The organism is Desulfothermus okinawensis JCM 13304, assembly GCF_054654515.1.
This window is the reverse complement of sequence record NZ_BAAIEW010000008.1, coordinates 1-20,384: the sequence shown is the minus strand read 5'-3', so window position 1 is coordinate 20,384 and position 20,384 is coordinate 1. Positions and strand designations below refer to the sequence as shown.

The following is a 20,384-nucleotide window of genomic DNA, read 5'->3' as shown; positions in this document are numbered from 1 at the left end:
ATTTCCTTTTTATGGGGTTATAAATTCTTCTGGATCATTGGGCCTATAAACACTAAGTGGTGGAGTTGCGCCTATCTCCATTCCTGGTTGATAGTCATACATCTGCCTTATATCTTTTTCTATTTTAGAAGTTAGTACCCTCATCTTGATCCCCATTGGACAGGCAGATTCACACGCACCACAGTCAACACACCTTCCAGCACAGTGGAATGCCCGCAGGATATGAAAAGTATATACATCTGCCTCATCCTGGGTCTTTCCACACCACTGGGGCCTTGATTCATCCACAAAACACTCACTACAATAACAAAGTGGACACACATTCCTGCATGCATAACACCTGATGCAATCCTTAAATGTCTCTCTGAATTTCTCCCATCTCTCATCAATGGACAGATTCTCCCATGGTGCTGCAACATTGTCTATATCTCCGCCCCCTATATCCTCACCTTTCTCCCCTATAAATTCATCAAAAAGCACTGCATTTCTATGCACACAGGTGAGGCAGTTTTGTCTTAAGACCTCTTTTTTGTTTATCACCTCTTCAAATCCATCACCACTGACAATTATCTTGTCCCCTTCTTCCTTTGCCTCATAGATCTCTTTTCCACCGATCTTTTCAATAACCTTCCATCTATCCACCATCCCAGGAGACCAGATCCCAAGGATATAGACATTTTCCCTCTTTACCTGGTTTTCATTTATAAGACCAACTATGGACCTACTAACACACCCCTGGGCCACAACTGCTACCTTGTCCTGCCTCTTTATCAAAAAATTAGCCAGGTTCTTTGTACAAAAACTTGACCAGATGAGGTTGTCACAATCTTCTTCTGTATATGCAAAGTATGGGGCATCAACTAATGGGATTGTACCCTGTCTATATCCAAGGACACAATCTACCTTTTTGTCCTTTAAAAGGCGCTTTGCCGCCTCCCTTATCTTATTGGTATATTCTTCTAACATATTGCCTCCTACATTGTGACGTCCAAGGTTCCAGGTTCAATATTATATAAAAAACCTTGAACTTTGAACGTCGAACGTTGAACTTTCATCTATCCCAAATTTATTGCAATTGGTTTTAAATCCTTAATTAGCTTCTTCTTTTCTTTAGCAGGTCCAACGCTTCTTACTGCTTCAACTATCTGCTTGGCCTTTTCCTGAAACCTCCCTGCCTCTGCTGAGGATATCCATGTAAAATGCAGCCTCTCTGGCTCAATCCCTATGTATTCAAGTAAGTTCTTTAAGACAGCGAACCGCCGTCTAGCGAACAAATTGCCACTAATATAGTGGCAGTCGCCTGGGTGTCAGCCAGATACCCATACGCCATCTACACCCTGCCTAAACGCCTCCAATATGAACTTTGGGCTCATACTTCCAGAGCAGGGGACTCGAATAATTCTGATATTTGCAGGATATTCCATCCTGCTAACACCAGCTAAATCAGCTGCTCCATAGCTACACCAGTTACATAAAAATGCAACTATCTTTGGTTCAAAGTTCGTCATCTTAGTTTCTCCTGGGTATAAAGTTTTTATTTTTACAGGACCTAAAGGGGAGAAAATCCCAAGTAGGTCCTGATATCATTTTGTGTTAAACTGCCAAAGCCTCTATCATTGCAAATACATGCTGGTTGTCCATTCCTTTCAAGGAAATTGCCCCAGATCTACAAGATGCCATACAGAGACCACAACCCTTACACAGGGCTGGATTGATCTCTGCCTTACCCTGATTTGGTCCTTCTTCTTCCACTATTCTTGGGGCAGAGTATGGACAAACTGTCACGCATACACCACATCCAACACATTTTCTTTGATCAACAACAGAAACTTCACCACTTGAATAGATTTTCTGTTTGGCCAAAAGCGTAATTGCCCTTGATGCAGCAGCAAGTCCCTGGGCAACAGATTCATCTATTGACTTTGGATAATGGGCAAGACCGCAAAGGTATACACCATCCATTGCAAATTCAGATGGACCAAGTTTTGCGTGCTTTTCAACAAAAAATCCATCTTCATTTAATGGGAGTTTATAGAATTGTGCAAGTTTTTCATCTTTGTATGGAACAATTGCTGTTGCAAGGGCTAATAGATCAGTATCAATCTCAAGGGGCAGACCTGTAATATGGTCTTTTATTTTTACAATTAACTTATCCCCATCTTTGGTAACAACAGGTTTCCCATCCAGGCTGTATCTTATAAAGATAACTCCCTTCTTCCTTGCCTCTTCATACAGATATTCCTTCTCACCATAGGTCCTGATATCCCTATACAAGATAAATACCTTTGCATCTGGATTTCTTCTCTTTATCTCCAGGGCACTCTCAATTGAATGGGTACAACATACCCTAGAACAATAGGGCCTATCCTTTTCCCTGGACCCAACACATTGGATAAATACTGCTGTTTTCACGTCCTCTAACTTGGGATCATCTTCCATAAACATCTTATCTAACTCAGTATGAGTCTTGATCCTATGGTCTTCTCCATAGAGATACTCTTTTGGCTGATATTCGGTAGCCCCAGTTGCAATTATGGTTACACCATGATCAATGGTCTGTTCACCTGATCCATTTTTTATTGTGGTCTTAAAATTACCAACAAAACCATCAACTGCAACTATCTGGCTATTTAAATGAATATGTAGATTATCTAAGGACTTTGCCTCAGTAATTAAGTTTGAAACCCCTTCCTGAATTAATTCTCCTGTCCATGTTTTAAATAATTTTAAGGCATTGCCACCAAGTTTATCTGAACGTTCAACAATATGTGTCTCATATCCCTGTTTTGCAAGGTTAATGGCCGCACTTAAACCTGCAACACCACCACCAACAACCAAGGCCCTCTGGTCTATGTTCAGTTCTATTTCCTTCAGAGGTTCTTTGTAAACCACCTTATTTACTGCCATTCTCACCAGCTCTTTGGCCTTTTCAGTGGCGATCTCTGGATTATATCTGTGAACCCAGGAGTCCTGGTTCCTTATATTCACCATTTCAAACATATATTTATTAAGCCCTGCCTTCATCAAGGTCTCTTGGAAAAGGGGCTCATGGGTTTTAGGTGTACACGCAGCCACAATAACCCTGGTTAGACCCTTTTCCTTTATAACCTCGGTTATCTTGTCCTGGGTATCCTGTGAACAGGTATACATATTATCTTCCACATAAACCACATTGGGCAAAGTTGCTGCATAATCTCTAACAGCAGGCACATCTATTACCCCAGCTATATTTGAACCACACCTACACACAAAAACCCCTATTCTTGGAGGCTCTCCAACTATATTCTTCTCCTCTGGGACTTCTATTTCAGTGGTCTGGGTAAATCTTACGTCACTTAAAATTTCTCCAACAGCTGCAGCTGCTGCTGATGAATCCACAACTGCTGTGGGAATATCCTTTGGACCTTGAAATGCTCCACATACAAAGATTCCATCTTTTGAGGTGGAAACAGGCTTAAAACTAGATGTTGCACAGAACTTACCTTCAGTTAGATCCACACCTAAAACTGATGCAAGTTCAATGCTATCTTTTGCAGTCTCAAGGCCAACGGATAGTACAATCATGTCAAACTGCTCTTCTTTTATCTCCCCTGATTCATCAAAATACTTTACAACCAGATCGTCACTTCCAGGTACTGGGTTTATGGTATGGATTCTAGATCTTATAAATCTCACACCATGCTTTTCCTTTGCCTGTTCATAGTATTTTTCAAAATCTTTTCCATAAGTCCTCATATCCATATAAAAAATTGAACAATCAAGATCAGCCCCTGCGTGTTCTTTTGCAATTACTGCCTCTTTTATTGCATACATACAACAAACAGATGAGCAGTATCCGTGCTCACACCTATTTATATCCCTTGAGCCCACACACTGGAGCCATGCGATTTTCTTTGGCTCTTTGTGATCAGAAGGTCTCACTAGATGACCACCAGTAGGACCAGATGCAGATAAAATCCTCTCAAACTGCATGGAGGTAACCACATTTGGAAATAGGCCATATCCATAGGTGTCAAGTCCCTTTGGATCATATGGATTAAATCCAGGGGCCAATACAACTGCTCCAACATCTAAGACTTCTTCTTCCTTTGTCTGAGCATGTGTCTCCAGGGTAACAGCTCCAGCACCACAGGCCTTTACACACTGGAAACACTCACAACAATAACTACAATTAATACACCTCTCAGCCTCTTTTCTTCCCTCTTCTTCTGTTAAACCCAGTTCAACCTCTTTGAAATTTCCCCTTCTCTCTTCTACTGGAAGCTCTCTTTCCTTTGCCCTTGTCTTTTTTGACTCATTTTCTGGTATGGGCCTGTACTCAAAATCCTCATCTATCTTCTTAGGCTCTCTGCCTGCTTCTAGGTCTTCTCCATTTAAATACCTCTCAATGGAGATGGCCACCTCTTTTCCTGCTGCTACTGCTCCAATCACTACCCATGGACCACTCTGACAATCTCCACCTGCAAATACACCTTTCTTATTTGTTGCATAGGATATTGAATTGGTCTCTATGGTTGACCACCTGGTAAAATCAATCCCTGTCACATCCTCTAAACAGGATGTATCTACCCTCTGCCCTATTGCAGCAACTACCTGATCCACATCTAAATCAAACTCACTATCTGGTACTGGAATTGGGCGTCTCCTACCAGATGAATCAGGCTCTCCAAGCTCCATCTTTATACACCTTAAGCCAACCACCTTACCATCTTCATGTAAAATCTCTTGAGGTGCTGCTAAAAATAGGAATTTGACTCCCTCCTCTTTTGCAGCATGCACCTCCTCTGGTAAGGCTGGCATCTCCTTTTCTGTCCTTCTATATACTATGGTAACCTCTTCTGCGCCAAGTCTTATGGCTGCCCTGGCAACATCTATTGCAACATTACCACCACCAATTACAGCTACCTTCTTCCCTGTGGGGACCTTGCCTGTTAAATTTACCTCCCTTAAATAATCTACTCCCTGCCTGACTCCCTCTGCCTTCTCTCCAGGAATACCAAGTTCAATCCCTTTATGTGCTCCTATTGCTATAAATACTGATTTATATCCCTGGTTAAACAGATCATCTATTGTAAAATCCTTGCCAAGCCTCATGTTGGTCTTAATTTCAACACCTAAATTGGTAATTACCTCAATCTCTCTATCAAGTACATCCCTGGGCAACCTGTGCTCTGGAATCCCAACACGAAGCATTCCACCAGGCTTTGGCAAAGCCTCAAATATAGTGGACTTGATCCCCCTTCTGGCTAAATGATATGCACAGGACAGACCTGCTGGACCAGATCCGATTATTGCTACCTTCTCTTCCCTTTCAGGAGCACACCAAATCTCCACATCCCTTGGATCAAACTTGTCAGCTGCAAGCCTCTTTAATGCACGAATAGCCACAGGTTCATCTAATTCTCCCCTTCTACATGCCTTTTCACATCCAGCAGGACATACCCTTCCAAGCACCCCTGGGAGTGGAAGCTGCTCCATTATAATCTCCAGGGCCTCCCTATACTTGCCCTGTTTTACCATCTGAACATATCCCTGAACATTTATCCCTGCAGGACATGTGAGTCTGCATGGGGGTTTTTGCTCTGCCTTTAATATGGCATATGCACTTGGTACTGTCTGGGCATACTTCTTGGATGTTGCCTTCTTTAAACTCATCCCCTGATTGTATTCATCTGGCAACTCCACTGGACATACTGATGCACATTCACCACAAGATGTACATTTTGTAACATCAATATACCTGGGAGATTTTTCAACCTTTACTTTGAAATTCCCAACAGAACCCTCAATTTCTTTGACCTTGGCTTTAGTGATTATGTTGATATTTGGATGGCGGCCGAACTCGACCAGCTTAGGAGAGATGATTCACATTGCACAGTCATTGGTGGGAAAAGTCTTGTCAAGCTCTGACATAACCCCACCAACACCAGTACTCTTCTCTACCAAATGGACCTTAAAACCAGAATCTGCTAAATCAAGGGCTGCCTGCATGCCCGCAATACCCCCTCCAACCACCAAAACCGATCCATTTTTGTTGGATGGATTAATTTTAGTTTCCATATGTTTCTCCTTATACCTTGGTCATCAATTTATATAGTCTTTTACCAAAAATCAGTAAAAAACTACATTTCAACCTTCCCTACCTTAAATTCATTAAAAAATCAGCTCAAACAACGAGTACCCATCTTTTACAAAATGTTACTGACCTTCTAATTAATTAACAACCCATTGTCAACTGCCCTGAAAAAACTAAGGGGAAAAAATTAGTTGCCCAAATTGTATTAACTTCTTTTTAATTTGTGGACAATTTCTACATATGTAGAATTCTCACACAATACCAATAACCTATTTAAATATATTAACTTTTTAAGCAATGGTCTGTTTCAGCAATATAAATTGTAGTATTTTTCTACACCCATTTTAAACCATTTTTTCACTCATAAAGAATATGTCCAAGCAACTAACTGTTTTTATTAAAAAATTAAAACCTTCACTAAATGGCACACCAGTTGCTTATATTAAAGAAAACACAACTAAAAAATAAAAAAACAGGAGGAATATCATGGGTAGAAAGACTAACATAGACACCAGGTGGACAGGTTATGGTTCTGTTTATGAAAAGGTTAATTTTTTAACAGGCACAACAGATGAAGGAATTGACGTGGTATTAGGTGGCCAAATATGGAAGGTTAAACCAGACAAAAAAGACAAAGTTAAAAATCCATGTCTATGGATGCAGGCTGGAGTAGTTAATAGAAAGAGCTGTACAAATTTTTATGATTGTACAACCTGTGCTTATGATAAGGCCATGATGAAAAAGGCAAAAGAAGGAAAAATAATAAGCTGGCAGGATGCAATGAGAAAACTCCCTCCACACAACAGGATTTGCAGACATACCTTGACTCAAAGAATTCCATTTAGGCTATGTGCATATGATTATCATTGTGACAAATGTGATTTTGACCAATACTTAGAAGATGTACTTACACCAAAAGAGGCAAGCAGGGCAACTGAAGTTTACAATATAAAGGGATTTGATCTGCCAGTTGGCTACTATTTCCACAATGGACACACGTGGGCAAGGATAGAAAGCGGTGGATACATCAGGATTGGTATGGATGATTTTTCCTTAAAACTCTTAGGGGAAATGGAAAAATTCGAGCTTCCGCTAATGGGTAAGGTCTTGGATCCAGATGCGCCAGGTTGGGGACTTAAGAAAAAGGACAAAGAGGCAGAAGTGTTAGCACCTGCAGGTGGGATTATTTGCGAGGTAAACCACAGATTATTCGAAAATCCCACTGTTGCCAACAGATCTCCATACGAAGATGGATGGATGTTTTTGATCAGGACAAATGACATAAAGGTCAGCATGAAAAAACTAATGGATGATAAGGAAAGCATGCCCTGGTTAAAACAAGAGGTCTCTGTTTTAGAAAACATGGTGGAACACGTTGCAGGACCCCTGGCAGCAGATGGAGGTCTTTTTGCAAACAATATCTATGACAACCTCCCACAACTTGGTTGGGAAAACTTAACTAAAACATTTTTAAAAGTCAGGTAGAAGACTCTGTATAATCTCCAGGGCGACAAAAGGAAGATAGTCGTCCTGGAGATTATAAAATTATTTCCCCAGGAGATGTGAAAGATGTCTGTCTATTACAACCCAAAAAAATTGTGTATTTGGTCCATTGCACGGGTTATAAGAGAAGTGGAGTGCAAAAATGGGTTTGACTGTTATACTTGCATATTGGATAAGGCCCTAAATAAAATTGCTAATACAAATGAACTCTTAAAAAAACAAGGTATTCCACCAAAAGGTAGAAAAGGACGAATTGTTCATTGGAAACAAAACCTTTTGTCCCTTGAACCAAACAAGAGGCCATGTATCTACTCCATTAAAAACAAAACTCCATTTAGGCCATGTATGAATGATTATGATTGTCCCAAATGTGAATTTAACCAATACTTTGAGGACGTATATTCTGTGTACGCAGAGATTGATCAAATAAGTGAAATGAAAGTAAAAGGCTTTAAGTTCCCCCATGGCTATTATCTCTCAAAGTATCACACCTGGATGAAACTTGGAAATGGCTCCACTGTTATTATTGGAATGGATGAATTTGTTTCAAGATTATTTGGTCCATTTTCTGAAATTAAACCACCAGTTTTAGGCAAAAAAATTACAAAAGGGAAAAAACATATCTTCCTAAAAAAATCAGACAAAATGACATACCTATGTGCTCCAGTAAGTGGTATCGTCTTAGATGTAAATCCAGATGTGTGGGAAGGAAAGTTAAAAAAAGACAATCCATATACAAAAGGATGGATAATTAAGGTTCAGGCAACCAGCCTTGCTACAGAGATAAAAGATTTAATGTTTGAAGAAGAGGTATTAAACTTTTTATCCCAAGAAGTGGATCTTTTTTTAGGCGAGGTTGAAAAGACCTATGGTGCCTTGGCTGCAGATGGTGGAAATTTAATAGAAGACATATTCACCAAAGCACCCCAATTAGATTGGGATTTCTTTTCAAGGAAATTTCTCAGGTACAATGATTAATATCACTTACTTAAAGTTCTCAATTTATCCTTAATCATTGTTTCACAGAAAAAACAAAACCTGTTTTCCTTTTTATCCACATCTTTTATAGTTCTGCAATAGTGCATAATGCACTTTTTGTCCCTGCAATGGGTAAGTCCAAAGGTATGGCCTAATTCGTGCAAGACCTCCTTTACTATTCTTTCCTGAAATCTAATAAGATTAGTTGGGCTACGGTCTTCTGGCATTAATCTGTAGAGAGATACTATTGCACTTTTACCATCTAGCTGGGCTTCTCCAAATACATAGGTTAATATGGGAATAAATAGATCTTTATTTGTAATGGCAATGACCCTTATACAATTTTCTGGGACCAACTCTTCCAATTTTTTTAAGATTTCTGTAGAATAATATTGATTCCTACCCTCGTGATATGCAAATTCCACATTATCCAACAGGTGAATTAGTTTAGCATTTAGGCCCAAGGTATTTTTAATTTCGTGCTCAAGGGGATCTAAGAACCATTGTTCCTTTAATTCTATAGGATTTATCCCAATAAAAGGGGAAGAATCTGCCATTAATCACGCTTTAGATTGTATTTTTTTATTTTGTTATACAAAGTAGATCTATCTATACCAAGGAGCTTGGCAGAGAGGGATATATTCCAATTTGTTTTACTTAATATATTTAAAATATACTCTTTTTCCAATTCCTTTAGGGGAAGAGTTTTTTTGGAAAAAGACAATTTTTCATCTTGATCTCTTTCTTCACCTACTCTTTTGAATATGGGTAGGTCTTCAGGTTGGATAATTTTTCCTCTGCATATAACCACAGCTCTCTCTATTGCATTTTTGAGTTCTCTAACATTTCCAGGCCAGTTGTGAAGCATCATTAAATCTAGGGTCTGACGACTTATTTTTTCCACACGTTTATTTGTTTCTTTGCTAAATTCCATTAGAAAGTGTTTTGCCAAAATGGGAATATCCTCTTTTCTCTCCCTTAAAGGAGGAAGGTGAATAGAAAATACATTTAATCTATAATAGAGATCTTCTCTAAACCAGCCTTCAGAGATCCCTTTTTTAAGATCTCTATTTGTTGCAGCCAACACCCTTGAATCAAGTGAAATAGGTTTTGATCCACCAACCCTATAAAATAACTTTTCTTCTAATACCCTGAGCAAATTCACCTGCATCTTTAAAGTGAGTTCTCCTACTTCATCTAAAAATATGGTTCCTCCAGTTGCAAGTTCAAGCTTTCCCTTTCTCTGGTCCCTGGCATCTGTAAAAGCCCCCTTTTCATGCCCAAAAATCTCGCTTTCCATGAGTTGTTCAGGTATGGCCCCACAGTTAATTGCAACAAAAGGTCCATCACACCTCTTAGAATGGGAGTGGATAGCCCTTGCGACCAGTTCCTTGCCAGTGCCGGTCTCTCCAGTTATTAGTACCGTAGATTCAATAGGCGCAATCCTTTTTATAAGTTCAAAAACTTCTTGCATTTTAGGGGAATGACCAATCAATCTGTCAAACTTTGCCTTTTCTTTTATGGTCTCTTTTAAATAGATATTTTCCAATTCTTGTGCTTTATTTTGTAATATCCTCTCAATCAACATACTAAGCTCATCTGGTTCAAAGGGCTTTAACAAATAATCCTGTGCTCCTTTTTTCATTGCCTCAACTGCTGTTGTAATGGACCCATAAGCTGTGATCATTACAACAGAGCTCTCTGTGTCTATTTCTTTTATCTTTGACAAGACTTCAATGCCGTCCATTCCTTCTAATTTTATATCTAAAAAAACTATATCAAAGGATTCTTTGGTGACCAGGTCAATGGCCTCTTCTCCACTGGCTACTGATGTAACATCATACCCATCCCTCATGAGCCATGCAGCAAGTGATTCCCTTAAAATCATCTCGTCGTCTACAATCAAAATTTTTGGAACATTGGAAGATATTTTCTTTTTAACCATACTTTTCCTCTGCCTGGGTAATTGGAAGTTTGATGATAAATAACGTACCTTTATCATTTAAATTTTTGACTTCAATGGTTCCAGAATGATTCTTTATAATGCCATATACAACAGATAGACCAAGTCCCACTCCCTTACCTTTCTTTTTTGTGGTAAAGAAAGGCTCAAATATCTTATCTCTTACCCCTTCTGGTATACCAGGTCCATTGTCCCCAAACATTATTTTTACAAATTGTCCCATTTCCTCTGTCTTTACACAGATCTCTTTATCTTTCTGACCTTCCATTGCCTCTATGGCATTTGAAATTAAATTTATCAATACCTGTTTTAGTTGTTCTCCATCTGCCACTATCACTGGCAGGTTTGGATGTAGTTCCCTTTTTATTTTCACTTTGTTTATCTTAAGCACATTTGAACACAAAAATAATACATCGTTAATCACATCATTTACATTAATTCTACTAAATTCACTCCTTCTTCCCTTTGAAAAGGTAAGGAGATTAGATGTTATACGGCTAATTCGTCTAATCTCAGACTCCATCAAATTCAGATTTCTGCTAAACATATTGATTTCCTTGTCCTCAACAGGTCCTTCATCAATAATTCTCTTCATAAGTATTACTAAATTTAATATTCCTGAAATAGGATTGTTTATCTCGTGAACAACAGATGCAGCCAACTTCCCCAGGGAGGCCATCTTGTCTTGATGTCTAAGTTCCCTTTCCCTTTCTTTAAGTTCCTCTTTTGTTTTTTCCAACAACATCTCAAGTTGCCTGTATATCTCACTGTGTTGATGTATATGTTCACTAACATCACGACTTATTTCCACAAAATGGATCAAGGTATTGTTTTCATCAAATATGGGATATAGAGATATCTCAAGATATACTACTTTGCCCTCCCTGTTTATTCTTGGCATTATTCTCTTACAACTCTTTCTGGTTTCCAGGGCTGTCCTTACTGGACACACAAATTGATCAAAATGACATTCTCTATTGCTCTTTTGAAAAATTTCATAACACTTTTTTCCAATAACCTCTTCTCTAGAATATCCCATTTTTTTCAAGCACACATCATTTATCTCTTGAACTTCCATATCTGGAGAAATTATCAGGATGTTTTCATCAATACCGTGGATAATTGCATTTAATTGCTCAAGCTGGGTCTTTATTTTTCTTGTCTCAGCACTTATGGCATCCCAAAAGAGCCTGAAAACTGTATATGATACTATTCTTATATTTACAGGTCTTGATTTAAGGATTTCCTTAAAAAGGTCATGGTCATCTACCAATACAATAATGACATCTATGGATTCCCTGGGATTGTAGAGGTCTTCTATCTTTGTAAATGTCTTCCTTTTAAATCTCTTTGCAAGTTTCATTGCTGGGGCTTTTTCATCTGGCCATGCCACTGCATGTACTTTTGCCTTTAATTTTTTGGTCTTGGAATAATACCTAACAGTGGTCTCTAAAACCTCTGACGCAAAATCATCGCCTCCTATAAGGGCTATGCGAATAATACCATCTTTCAAGACAAAACCTCCATAAAACAAAATGTTAGCTAATCTGTCTATACCACTATAACACTAAAGGCAAAGTTATACAAGAAGGTATAATAATTGAGAAGTTAACTAAAAAAAGAAAGGGCTTGCTTTAAGCAAGCCCTTTCTTTTTTCTCCATTGACTTAACACCTATATTTAAAGGCCAAGTTCTCTTAAATCATCCCCCAAATATTCCCTCTCATTTTCACCAAGACAACCCATAGACAGACAAATTATGGTCCAAAGATGAACTGCGTGAAATCCACCTTCATAATATTCACTTAAATCGTGAATCTGGGAATGGCAATTATGGCAAGGAGTTATGCAATACTGGGCACCTGTTTCCATTATTTGCCTGAACTTTATCTTCCCGTATTGACGTCTTTGATCCTGAAATCCAGTTGCCTGCAAAAATCCACCACCACCACCGCAGCAGAAGTTGTTGGATTTATTGGGATACATATCCACAAAATTTTCTTCACCAACACAGGCCTTGACTACAAAACGTAAATCTTCTGCAACTGGGTCACCAAAAGATTTTCTCACAAGCTGGCAGGGATCTTGAACTGTAAATTTTACCTTAAGGTCTTTGTTCCAATCTGAAGAAACAGGGAGTTTTCCTTCCCTTATCCACTGGGCGTATAATTGAACTATTGATTTTACTTCAAAATTTCTTTTGATGTTGAATTTGCGTATTCCTTCCAGGAATGCAAAAAGTTCGTGTCCTCACTCGGTGTTTAGCCATACCTTACACCCAAGTTTTTCCACAGCCTCCACTTTGTTCCTGACGATCCTCTCCCAGGCTTCGTCGTCTGATAAAAACATACAATAGTTTTCAGCTGCCCAACCTTGGGTACTGTAGGTCCAATCTGCACCAACTATGTGTAAAATCTTCCACAAAGGAACCATCTCATCTGGCTCTGTTACTGGTTCCCTGGAATTTTGATTTAGAAAATAATATGCCCCCTCTTTATCAATGGGTGCTTCCATATCCTTAAAACGGGGTTGGGTCTCCCTCACTTCCTCAAGAACATCTTCCACAACAAACTTAAAGTCCTCTGAACCAGCCCCCATTGCACTGTTTCCAGGATTATTCAATGCTACATCACACGATGCCCGAATGCCCTTGGGCCTCTCCTCCCTTGGCCAGGACTGCCTAGCATAATATACCAATCTTGGTATATCTATATTCATTGGACAGGCATGAACACAACGTCTACACTGGGTGCAACACCAGACCCAACCAGATTTTGTTACCTCTTCATCCAATCCCAAGGCTGCCATCCTCAAAAATTTTCTGGGGTCCATACCGTCTATTCCTGATGCTGGACACCCAGAGGAACATGCTCCACATGTTAGGCAGAGGTTTAAATTCCCACCTTCAGGCAAAATCTCCATAACCTTTTGCATAAAGGTGGTCTTTTTCTCTTCTCTGCCTATTTTTAAGGCATTTTGAGACATAATTTCCTCCTTACATACTCCATTTAAAGGGCTACTCAAATTTCTATACAAATTCTTTTGATTAGCATCTATATAAGGTTAGTTAAACTTTGTCAATTGGGAGCCATATTTTTTATATTGGTTTGATAATGTGTGTTGAACAAGAAAATAAGATAGATCAAATACTAGCATAGTGCAAAATCTTCTGTTTTCCTGTAAATTTATTTTTTTATTTCTTTCTTGACATAAAAATTTAGTTTCTGCTAGTAGGGTGAATGAATATTCATTCAATAGTTATTTACTGGTCAGTAACCTAAAAAGTTACACGGGTTGAGGGAAAGTTTTTAATTTTAATTTATATGGGAGGTATGTTATGAAAAGGATAAAACGAGCAGCTGTATTAGGTGCAGGTGTAATGGGTGCAACCATTGCAGCTCACCTTGCCAATGCAGGAGTTAGAGTGGTTTTACTGGACATTGTGCCAAGGGAACTAACTGAAGAGGAAAAGGCCAAGGGGCTAACATTGGAAAGTCCTGAAGTCAGAAACAAGATAGCCAATACTGCCCTCAAAAATCTCCTAAAAATGAAGCCAGCTCCTTTTCTTTTGCCAGAATACGCAAAATTAATAGAAACAGGCAATTTTGAGGATCATCTGGACAAGTTAAAGGACTGTGACTGGGTAATTGAAGTTGTTGTTGAAAACATGGACATTAAAAAAAGCTTGTTCAAAAAGGTAGTTACCCACTTAAAGGAAGATGCAATCCTTTCAACAAATACTAGTGGTTTATCAGTAAATGAGATGGCAACTGTGATGCCCGATGATGTGAAAAAGAGATTTCTAGTCACCCACTTTTTTAACCCACCGAGATATATGAGGCTCATGGAGATTGTGGGGTGCAATGAGTGCGATCCAAAAGTAGTGGATTTTATGGCTGATTTCATCAACCAGAGATTGGGCAAAGGTATTGTATTTTGTAAAGACACCCCAAATTTTATTGGTAACAGAATTGGTGTATACTCCATAATGAAGTGTATCCATCACATGTTGGATATGGGGCTTACTGTGGAAGAGGTTGACGCAATTACTGGAAGGCCCACAGGGCGTCCCAAAAGTGCAGCCTTTGGTACCACTGATTTAGTTGGTTTAGATACAATGGTACACGTTGCAAATAACTCTTATGAGCTTTTGGTTGATGACGACGAGAGAGAAGCATTCAAGATGCCTGAATTCATCCTAAAGATGGTTGAAAATAAACAGCTCGGGAGAAAGACCAAGCAGGGTTTCTATAAAAGGGAAGGAAAGCAAAAATTTTACTGGGATTACGAAGCTGGAGAGTATAAGCCAGTTACCAAGCCCAAATTTGACTCAATCAAGCTGGCAAAAATGGCCAAGACCACTGGAGAGAGGATAAAGGCTCTAATTCAGGGACAAGACAAGGCTGCTGAGTTTGCATGGAGGATCTTGAGGGATACCCTACTCTATTCCTTTAAACGTATTCCAGAGATAGCTGACGATGTGGTCAATGTGGATAATGCAATGAAATGGGGATACAACTGGGAACTTGGGCCATTTGAAACCTTTGATGCAATTGGAATAGATTACTTTGTGGAAAGGGCAGAAAAAGAAGGAATCAATGTACCTGAAAAACTAAAATCCATTAAAAGTTTTTACAAGATAGAAAATGGGAAAAAATACTATTACGATATTATAAACAATAAATACAAAGAAGTTCCAACCAGAGAAGGCACCATCAACCTTGCCCTTATTAAGACCGACGAGAAAAAGATTGTGGCATCCAATGACAACGCATCTATTGTTGATATTGGCGATGGAGTATTTTGCCTTGAATTCCACTCCCCCCAAAACTCAATCAGTGATGATATGTTGGATATGACCTTTAAGGCAGTCGATATTGCTGAAAATCAGGGAGTTGGCCTTGTAGTTGGGAATCAGGGAGAGAGATTCTCTGTTGGTGCAAACCTATTTATGGTGGCAGTGGCCATTGAGCAAAAGGCCTTTGACCAAATCGAAGCTGGTGTCAAAAAATTTCAATCTGCCACAATGGCCTTAAAATACGCTGCAGTACCAGTTGTTGCAGCACCATTTCAGATGACCTTAGGTGGCGGATGCGAATATTGCCTCCACTCTGACGCCATTTGTGCCCATATTGAGACCTATATGGGACTAGTAGAAGTTGGCGTTGGTCTGCTTCCAGCAGGAGGTGGAACAAAGGAACTCTGTGTTAGGGCAGTAGAAGAGGCAGAAAAACTGGGGGTAAATGTACAAAATATAATCGTTAAATACTTCCAAAACATTGCTATGGCCAAGGTATCCATGGGCGCTGCAGAGGCATTTAAACTGGGATATATGAGACAGGGCGATCAGATCACAATGGATATTGACAGTCTAATTGGAAACGCTAAACAGATGGTACTTACCCTAGCAAAGACCTATAGACCCAAGACCCCTATGCCATTTAAGGCCCCTGGTAGGGATATTGCAGCAACAATTAAGAGCCAACTGTGGAATATGAAAATGGGAAATTTTATAACTGAATATGAATACAAAATGGCTTCTATGATTGCTGATGTGATTTGTGGTGGAGACGTTGATCCTGGAACATTGATTACTGAAGAATATGTACTTAGACTGGAAAGAGAGACCTTTGTTGAGCTATGCAAACAAGAAAAAACACAGGAAAGGATCAAACACATGTTAACTACCAATAGACCGCTTAGAAACTAATTTAATTTTTGTTATATAAACCATTTATGGAGGATATCTATGAGAGCAGCATATATATTAAAGGCAGTTAGAACACCTGGATGTAAGGCAAAAAGGGGCAAATTTGCTAATGTAAGGCCTGACTATCTGGGTATTGTTTGTTTAAAGGGACTTTTAGAAAAAACAGGTGTGGAACATGAACTCATTGAAGATGTAATTGTTGGTTGTTCATTCCCTGAAGCAGAACAGGGAATGAACGTGGGCAGAATGATCGTTCTTGGTGCAGGTCTACCACATACTGTTCCTGGAGTCACTGTAAATAGGTTCTGTTCTTCTGGCCTGCAGACCATAGCCATGGCAGCAGAAAGGGTCATGGCTGGATTTGCTGACTGCATAATTGCAGGTGGTGTTGAATCAATGACCAAGGTACCCATGGGAGGTCACATTCTCAGTGCCAATCCTGATCTTGTATTGGACTGGCCAGAATCCTATGCATCAATGGGTATTACCGCAGAACTTGTTGCTGAAAAATTCAACATTACCAGGGAAGAGCAGGATCAATTTGGTTATGAAAGCAATATGAAGGCAGTTAAGGCTATAAAAGAAGGTAAATTCAAGGAGGAAATAATTCCCGTTAAAGTCACCAGGACAAAAGTAGTTGGTGATGAGCTCATAAAAACCGAAGAGATAGTTGACATAGACGATGGCCCAAGGGCTGATACTACCCTGGAGAAAATGGCAAAACTAAAATCTCCATTCAGGGCTGGCGGATCTGTTACTGCAGGAAATTCGTCCCAGATGACAGATGGCGCAGCACTTTGCATGGTTGTGTCTGAGGATTTTCTAAAAAAGATAGGTAAAGAGCCCATGGCAAGGTTTGTTGGCTATGATGTAAAAGGAGTTCCACCTGAGCTCATGGGAATTGGACCATCTCGTGCCATACCGGGAGTTTTAGAAAAAACTGGACTTAAATTAGATGATATTGGTCTCGTTGAATTAAATGAAGCCTTTGCATCACAGGCAATCTACTGCATTAGAGAAGTGGGACTCAATCCTGAGATTGTGAATGTAAATGGTGGTGCAATAGCACTTGGTCACCCACTTGGATGTACAGGTGCAAAGCTAACAGCAACCTTGCTACATGAGATGCACAGAAGAGACGTCAAATATGGTATCGTGTCCATGTGTATTGGTGGTGGCATGGGTGCAGCTGGAGTATTTGAAAAGGTATAAAAAATCCTTTAATCTAACTTAGTTAGCCCGATGTTTATCATTTTGATAAACTCGGGCTAATAAAAAATTCCTACAAAAAATCACCTTTAAAAAAGCCAGGTTAACTAGCTGGCTTTTTTATTTTATGCCCAGGGACGAAATCTAAGTACCCACACGGGGATTTTTAACCCCAGTTTATCTATTTTGATAAACCCAGATTAAAAATTTATAGAAAAAAATTTCCACTTAGTTTAAATATTACTGTTAATATATTGGTGGAATCCTTATAAACATAAGATAAACGGTGGGACATCTCTTTTACAAGATATATTCCAAGTCCCCCTGGACGAAGTTCATCAAGAGAAGAATTCTTATCTATGGGCTTAGACAAGTTGTATTCAAGAGGATTAAATTGCTTACCCTTGTCCTTAAAAATCAGGATAAGATAATTTTTTACAATAGAAAAATTAATTTCAATGGTTCCAATCCTATCTCCAGGATAGGCATATTTACATATATTTAAAGTGATCTCTTCTAAAATAAGACCTATGTTGTCTAAGTCATTCTTATTTACTCCATGGTCTTTTAATCTTTCTAAAATTTCTTTATTTATCAGAGATACCTTTGAATAATCTGCTTCACATAAAAAAGACCCTTCTACCTTCTTTTTACCCTTTAACTTCTTCAATTGCATCCTCCAGGGTTTCATAAACAGGAAATATAGAGTTAAAACCTGAAATCTTAAATACTTTTGCAACCATTGGTTGAAGGTTACAAAATACATATTTCCCACCAATGGATTTAATTTTTTTTCCTATAGTTAAAATGCTTCTTAACCCTGCTGAACTAATGTACTCGAGCCCGTGTAAATCCACAATCACCTTATCATCTCCATTATCTAAATAAGATAAACATTCTGATTCATATTTTGATGCAGTATTGGCATCTAACCTTCCATTTACCATAACTATAATAAAACCCTCCTTTTCCACCCTTTGAAGCTCCATATAAAACCTCCCTTTAATTAACACAAAAATCTAAAGTTGATTTTAAATATAATTTTTTATATCCTATAACAAAATTTTATCATATCCTTTTTAAATAACTATCTCAATATTTTCAAGGTTAGAAATAAATGAAGAAAAAAATTATTTCCTTAAAATGGAAACTCATCCTACCTCTACTTTCTTTATTTTTCATAATGGCATTGGCTATTATCTACATAACCTCTGATATAATCAATAAATCTACAAGAAAACTAAGCAATCAACAAGTAGAAAATGTTTTATATCTAGTACAATTAAATATAGATAACATGTATAAAAATCTATTATATTCAAAAATAAAGGATATTATAAATACCAAAAATTTTTTAAAATTTATCAATAACGAAATAGCAATATATATTAATCATAATAAAAACAATCTGAATAAAACTTATCTTAATAAATTTATTTCAAGATATAAGATTTTTAATTCATATTTTACATTTCATATAATCTTAAAAAAAGATAAAATTATCTTCAATAGTAATCATAATATAAAGTTTAGATTTTTATTAACTCTACATGATCTTAAGGGAAGGTCACTAAAAAATGTGATAAGTAATATATTAAAATCCCATAAAAGTGAGTTTATTATATTCAAATATAAAACCAAAATGATTATAGGATATTTAAAAACTTATCATAAAGAATTTGTAGTCGCAAGTTTTATGGGTATTCAAGGTTTACAGGATGAAATAGAAAAAGAAAAAAACAATATGGTAAATATAATTCAACAGAGCATGGACAAGATTAAAATAGCAACTTCTGGATATTTATTTATACTAAGTTCCGATAATTTCGCAACAATCTTTCCCACATTAAATTCCAGTTCAATAGGTACAAAATTTAAATTTAAAATAAAACCCCAAATTGTAACTTATCTTTCTAAAAAGGAAAGCTACGAACCTGCCAACTTTTATTTTGATGTAAACGGAGAAAGATATATCACTTCAATCAGGTATTTTCGTCCATTAAAATGGTATATAGGATCTGTAATCCCTGAAAAAGATATATTAATGCCTGGAATTAAATTAATAAAGATACAAGCAATGGTAGTAATATCTATATTTTTTGCCAGCTTATTAATAGTCCTTTTAATAATAACAAGAACAATAGCCCCCCTAAAACGTCTTACACACCTTACTGCAATGGTGGCAGAACACGATTTTTCAAAAGGAAGTCTCAATATTGAAGAAGACTTTAAAAAAGATGTTCACAGAAGGGATGAAGTAGGTGCACTAACTTCATCATTTTTAGAAATGCAGGACAAATTAGAAAAAAATGTAACTACATTGCTAAACCTAACCGCGCAACAAGAAAGGCTGGAGAGTGAACTTAGGATTGCCCGGGAGATTCAAATGGGCATCCTGCCACCATTTGAACCAAAACCACCATTTTCAAATATTGACTTTTATGCATACTTACAACCTGCTCGAGAAGTTGGAGGAGATCTTTTCCATTATTTTTTTATAGACAAAAAGAGATTCTGCTTTGCAGTTGGAGATGTATCAGATAAGGGGGTACCAGCAGCATTCTTCATGGCCATGACCATGACCCTCCTAAAAAACAGTGCAATGTCACAACCTGATATAGGAAAAGTTATAACCTCTATTAACAATGAATTATGCCAAAATAATCCAAATAACATGTTTGTTACCCTATTTGCAGGCATATTAAATTTAGATACTGGACAAATCCAGTATGTTAACGCAGGTCATAATCCTGTTATTCATATACCTGTAAATAAAAAACCATATTTTTTAAAAGAAATCAGTGGACCTGTTATAGGTGCAATGGAGGGAATGGATTATGAGACCTTTTCTTTAAGACTTTTACCTGGAGATCAATTGTTCCTATATACTGACGGGGTTACAGAAGCAATGGATGGAGAAAAAAATTTATATGGAGAAGACAGGCT

15 protein-coding genes and 1 pseudogene are annotated in these 20,384 nt (G+C 38.0%); 5 read left to right on the top strand and 11 right to left on the bottom strand.

Annotation, left to right across the window (positions count from 1 at the left end):
* Window positions 1-9: 9 nt before the first annotated feature.
* The 5 genes and pseudogenes from ACYQ0O_RS04435 to ACYQ0O_RS13290 form a co-directional block, all read right to left on the bottom strand.
* A complete protein-coding gene (locus ACYQ0O_RS04435) occupies window positions 10-966 on the bottom strand; it encodes a (Fe-S)-binding protein (RefSeq protein ID WP_459891025.1) in 957 nt (318 codons plus the stop codon).
* Between the two features lie 89 nt (window positions 967-1,055).
* A complete protein-coding gene (locus ACYQ0O_RS04430) occupies window positions 1,056-1,508 on the bottom strand; it encodes a hydrogenase iron-sulfur subunit (RefSeq protein WP_459891023.1) in 453 nt (150 codons plus the stop codon).
* 85 nt (window positions 1,509-1,593) lie between these two features.
* The gene (locus tag ACYQ0O_RS04425) at window positions 1,594-5,655 is read right to left on the bottom strand and encodes an NAD(P)-binding protein (RefSeq protein ID WP_487247193.1); all 4,062 of its coding nucleotides are present in this window, start codon (window positions 5,653-5,655) and stop codon (window positions 1,594-1,596) included.
* Between the two features lie 27 nt (window positions 5,656-5,682).
* A pseudogene (locus ACYQ0O_RS13295) lies at window positions 5,683-5,736 on the bottom strand (4Fe-4S binding protein); the annotation flags it as partial.
* Between the two features lie 129 nt (window positions 5,737-5,865).
* Window positions 5,866-6,060 (bottom strand): FAD-dependent oxidoreductase, encoded by a 195-nt coding sequence (locus ACYQ0O_RS13290; RefSeq protein WP_075068541.1) that lies wholly within the window; start codon window positions 6,058-6,060, stop codon window positions 5,866-5,868.
* Window positions 6,061-6,562: 502 nt separating this feature from the next.
* Between ACYQ0O_RS13290 and ACYQ0O_RS04420 the strand changes: the two genes are divergently transcribed.
* Both ACYQ0O_RS04420 and ACYQ0O_RS04415 read left to right on the top strand, forming a co-directional pair.
* Window positions 6,563-7,561 (top strand): glycine cleavage system protein H, encoded by a 999-nt coding sequence (locus ACYQ0O_RS04420; RefSeq protein WP_459891019.1) that lies wholly within the window; start codon window positions 6,563-6,565, stop codon window positions 7,559-7,561.
* 84 nt (window positions 7,562-7,645) lie between these two features.
* Complete coding sequence (locus ACYQ0O_RS04415) at window positions 7,646-8,557, top strand: glycine cleavage system protein H (RefSeq protein WP_459891017.1); 912 nt, start codon at window positions 7,646-7,648, stop codon at window positions 8,555-8,557.
* A 2-nt stretch (window positions 8,558-8,559) separates the two neighbouring features.
* Here the strand turns inward: ACYQ0O_RS04415 and ACYQ0O_RS04410 are convergent, their stop codons facing one another.
* The 4 genes from ACYQ0O_RS04410 to ACYQ0O_RS04395 form a co-directional block, all read right to left on the bottom strand.
* Window positions 8,560-9,114, bottom strand: coding sequence for an archaemetzincin family Zn-dependent metalloprotease (locus tag ACYQ0O_RS04410; protein ID WP_459891015.1), 555 nt, complete (start codon window positions 9,112-9,114; stop codon window positions 8,560-8,562).
* Window positions 9,114-10,502, bottom strand: a complete 1,389-nt coding sequence (locus ACYQ0O_RS04405) for a sigma-54-dependent transcriptional regulator (protein ID WP_459891013.1) — start codon at window positions 10,500-10,502, stop codon at window positions 9,114-9,116. Before ACYQ0O_RS04405 ends, ACYQ0O_RS04410 begins: the two co-directional genes overlap by 1 nt.
* Window positions 10,495-12,033, bottom strand: coding sequence for a two-component system sensor histidine kinase NtrB (locus ACYQ0O_RS04400; RefSeq protein ID WP_459891011.1), 1,539 nt, complete (start codon window positions 12,031-12,033; stop codon window positions 10,495-10,497). The genes ACYQ0O_RS04405 and ACYQ0O_RS04400 overlap by 8 nt, the downstream gene beginning before the upstream one ends.
* Window positions 12,034-12,199: 166 nt before the next feature.
* Window positions 12,200-13,504, bottom strand: a complete 1,305-nt coding sequence (locus tag ACYQ0O_RS04395) for a (Fe-S)-binding protein (RefSeq protein WP_459891009.1) — start codon at window positions 13,502-13,504, stop codon at window positions 12,200-12,202.
* Between the two features lie 352 nt (window positions 13,505-13,856).
* Between ACYQ0O_RS04395 and ACYQ0O_RS04390 the strand changes: the two genes are divergently transcribed.
* Complete coding sequence (locus tag ACYQ0O_RS04390; protein WP_459891007.1) at window positions 13,857-16,229, top strand: 3-hydroxyacyl-CoA dehydrogenase/enoyl-CoA hydratase family protein; 2,373 nt, start codon at window positions 13,857-13,859, stop codon at window positions 16,227-16,229.
* A gap of 39 nt (window positions 16,230-16,268) precedes the next feature.
* Entirely contained in the window at window positions 16,269-17,441 is a 1,173-nt protein-coding gene (locus ACYQ0O_RS04385) for a thiolase family protein (RefSeq protein ID WP_459891005.1), read from the top strand.
* A 205-nt stretch (window positions 17,442-17,646) separates the two neighbouring features.
* Here the strand turns inward: ACYQ0O_RS04385 and ACYQ0O_RS04380 are convergent, their stop codons facing one another.
* Both ACYQ0O_RS04380 and ACYQ0O_RS04375 read right to left on the bottom strand, forming a co-directional pair.
* On the bottom strand, window positions 17,647-18,108 hold the full coding sequence (locus ACYQ0O_RS04380; protein WP_459891003.1) for an ATP-binding protein: 462 nt from the start codon (window positions 18,106-18,108) through the stop codon (window positions 17,647-17,649).
* On the bottom strand, window positions 18,089-18,427 hold the full coding sequence (locus tag ACYQ0O_RS04375; RefSeq protein ID WP_075068531.1) for an STAS domain-containing protein: 339 nt from the start codon (window positions 18,425-18,427) through the stop codon (window positions 18,089-18,091). The genes ACYQ0O_RS04380 and ACYQ0O_RS04375 overlap by 20 nt, the downstream gene beginning before the upstream one ends.
* A 128-nt stretch (window positions 18,428-18,555) precedes the next feature.
* Here ACYQ0O_RS04375 and ACYQ0O_RS04370 point away from each other — a divergent pair.
* A partial coding sequence (locus tag ACYQ0O_RS04370) for a SpoIIE family protein phosphatase (protein ID WP_459891001.1) occupies window positions 18,556-20,384 on the top strand: 1,829 nt, incomplete at its 3' end.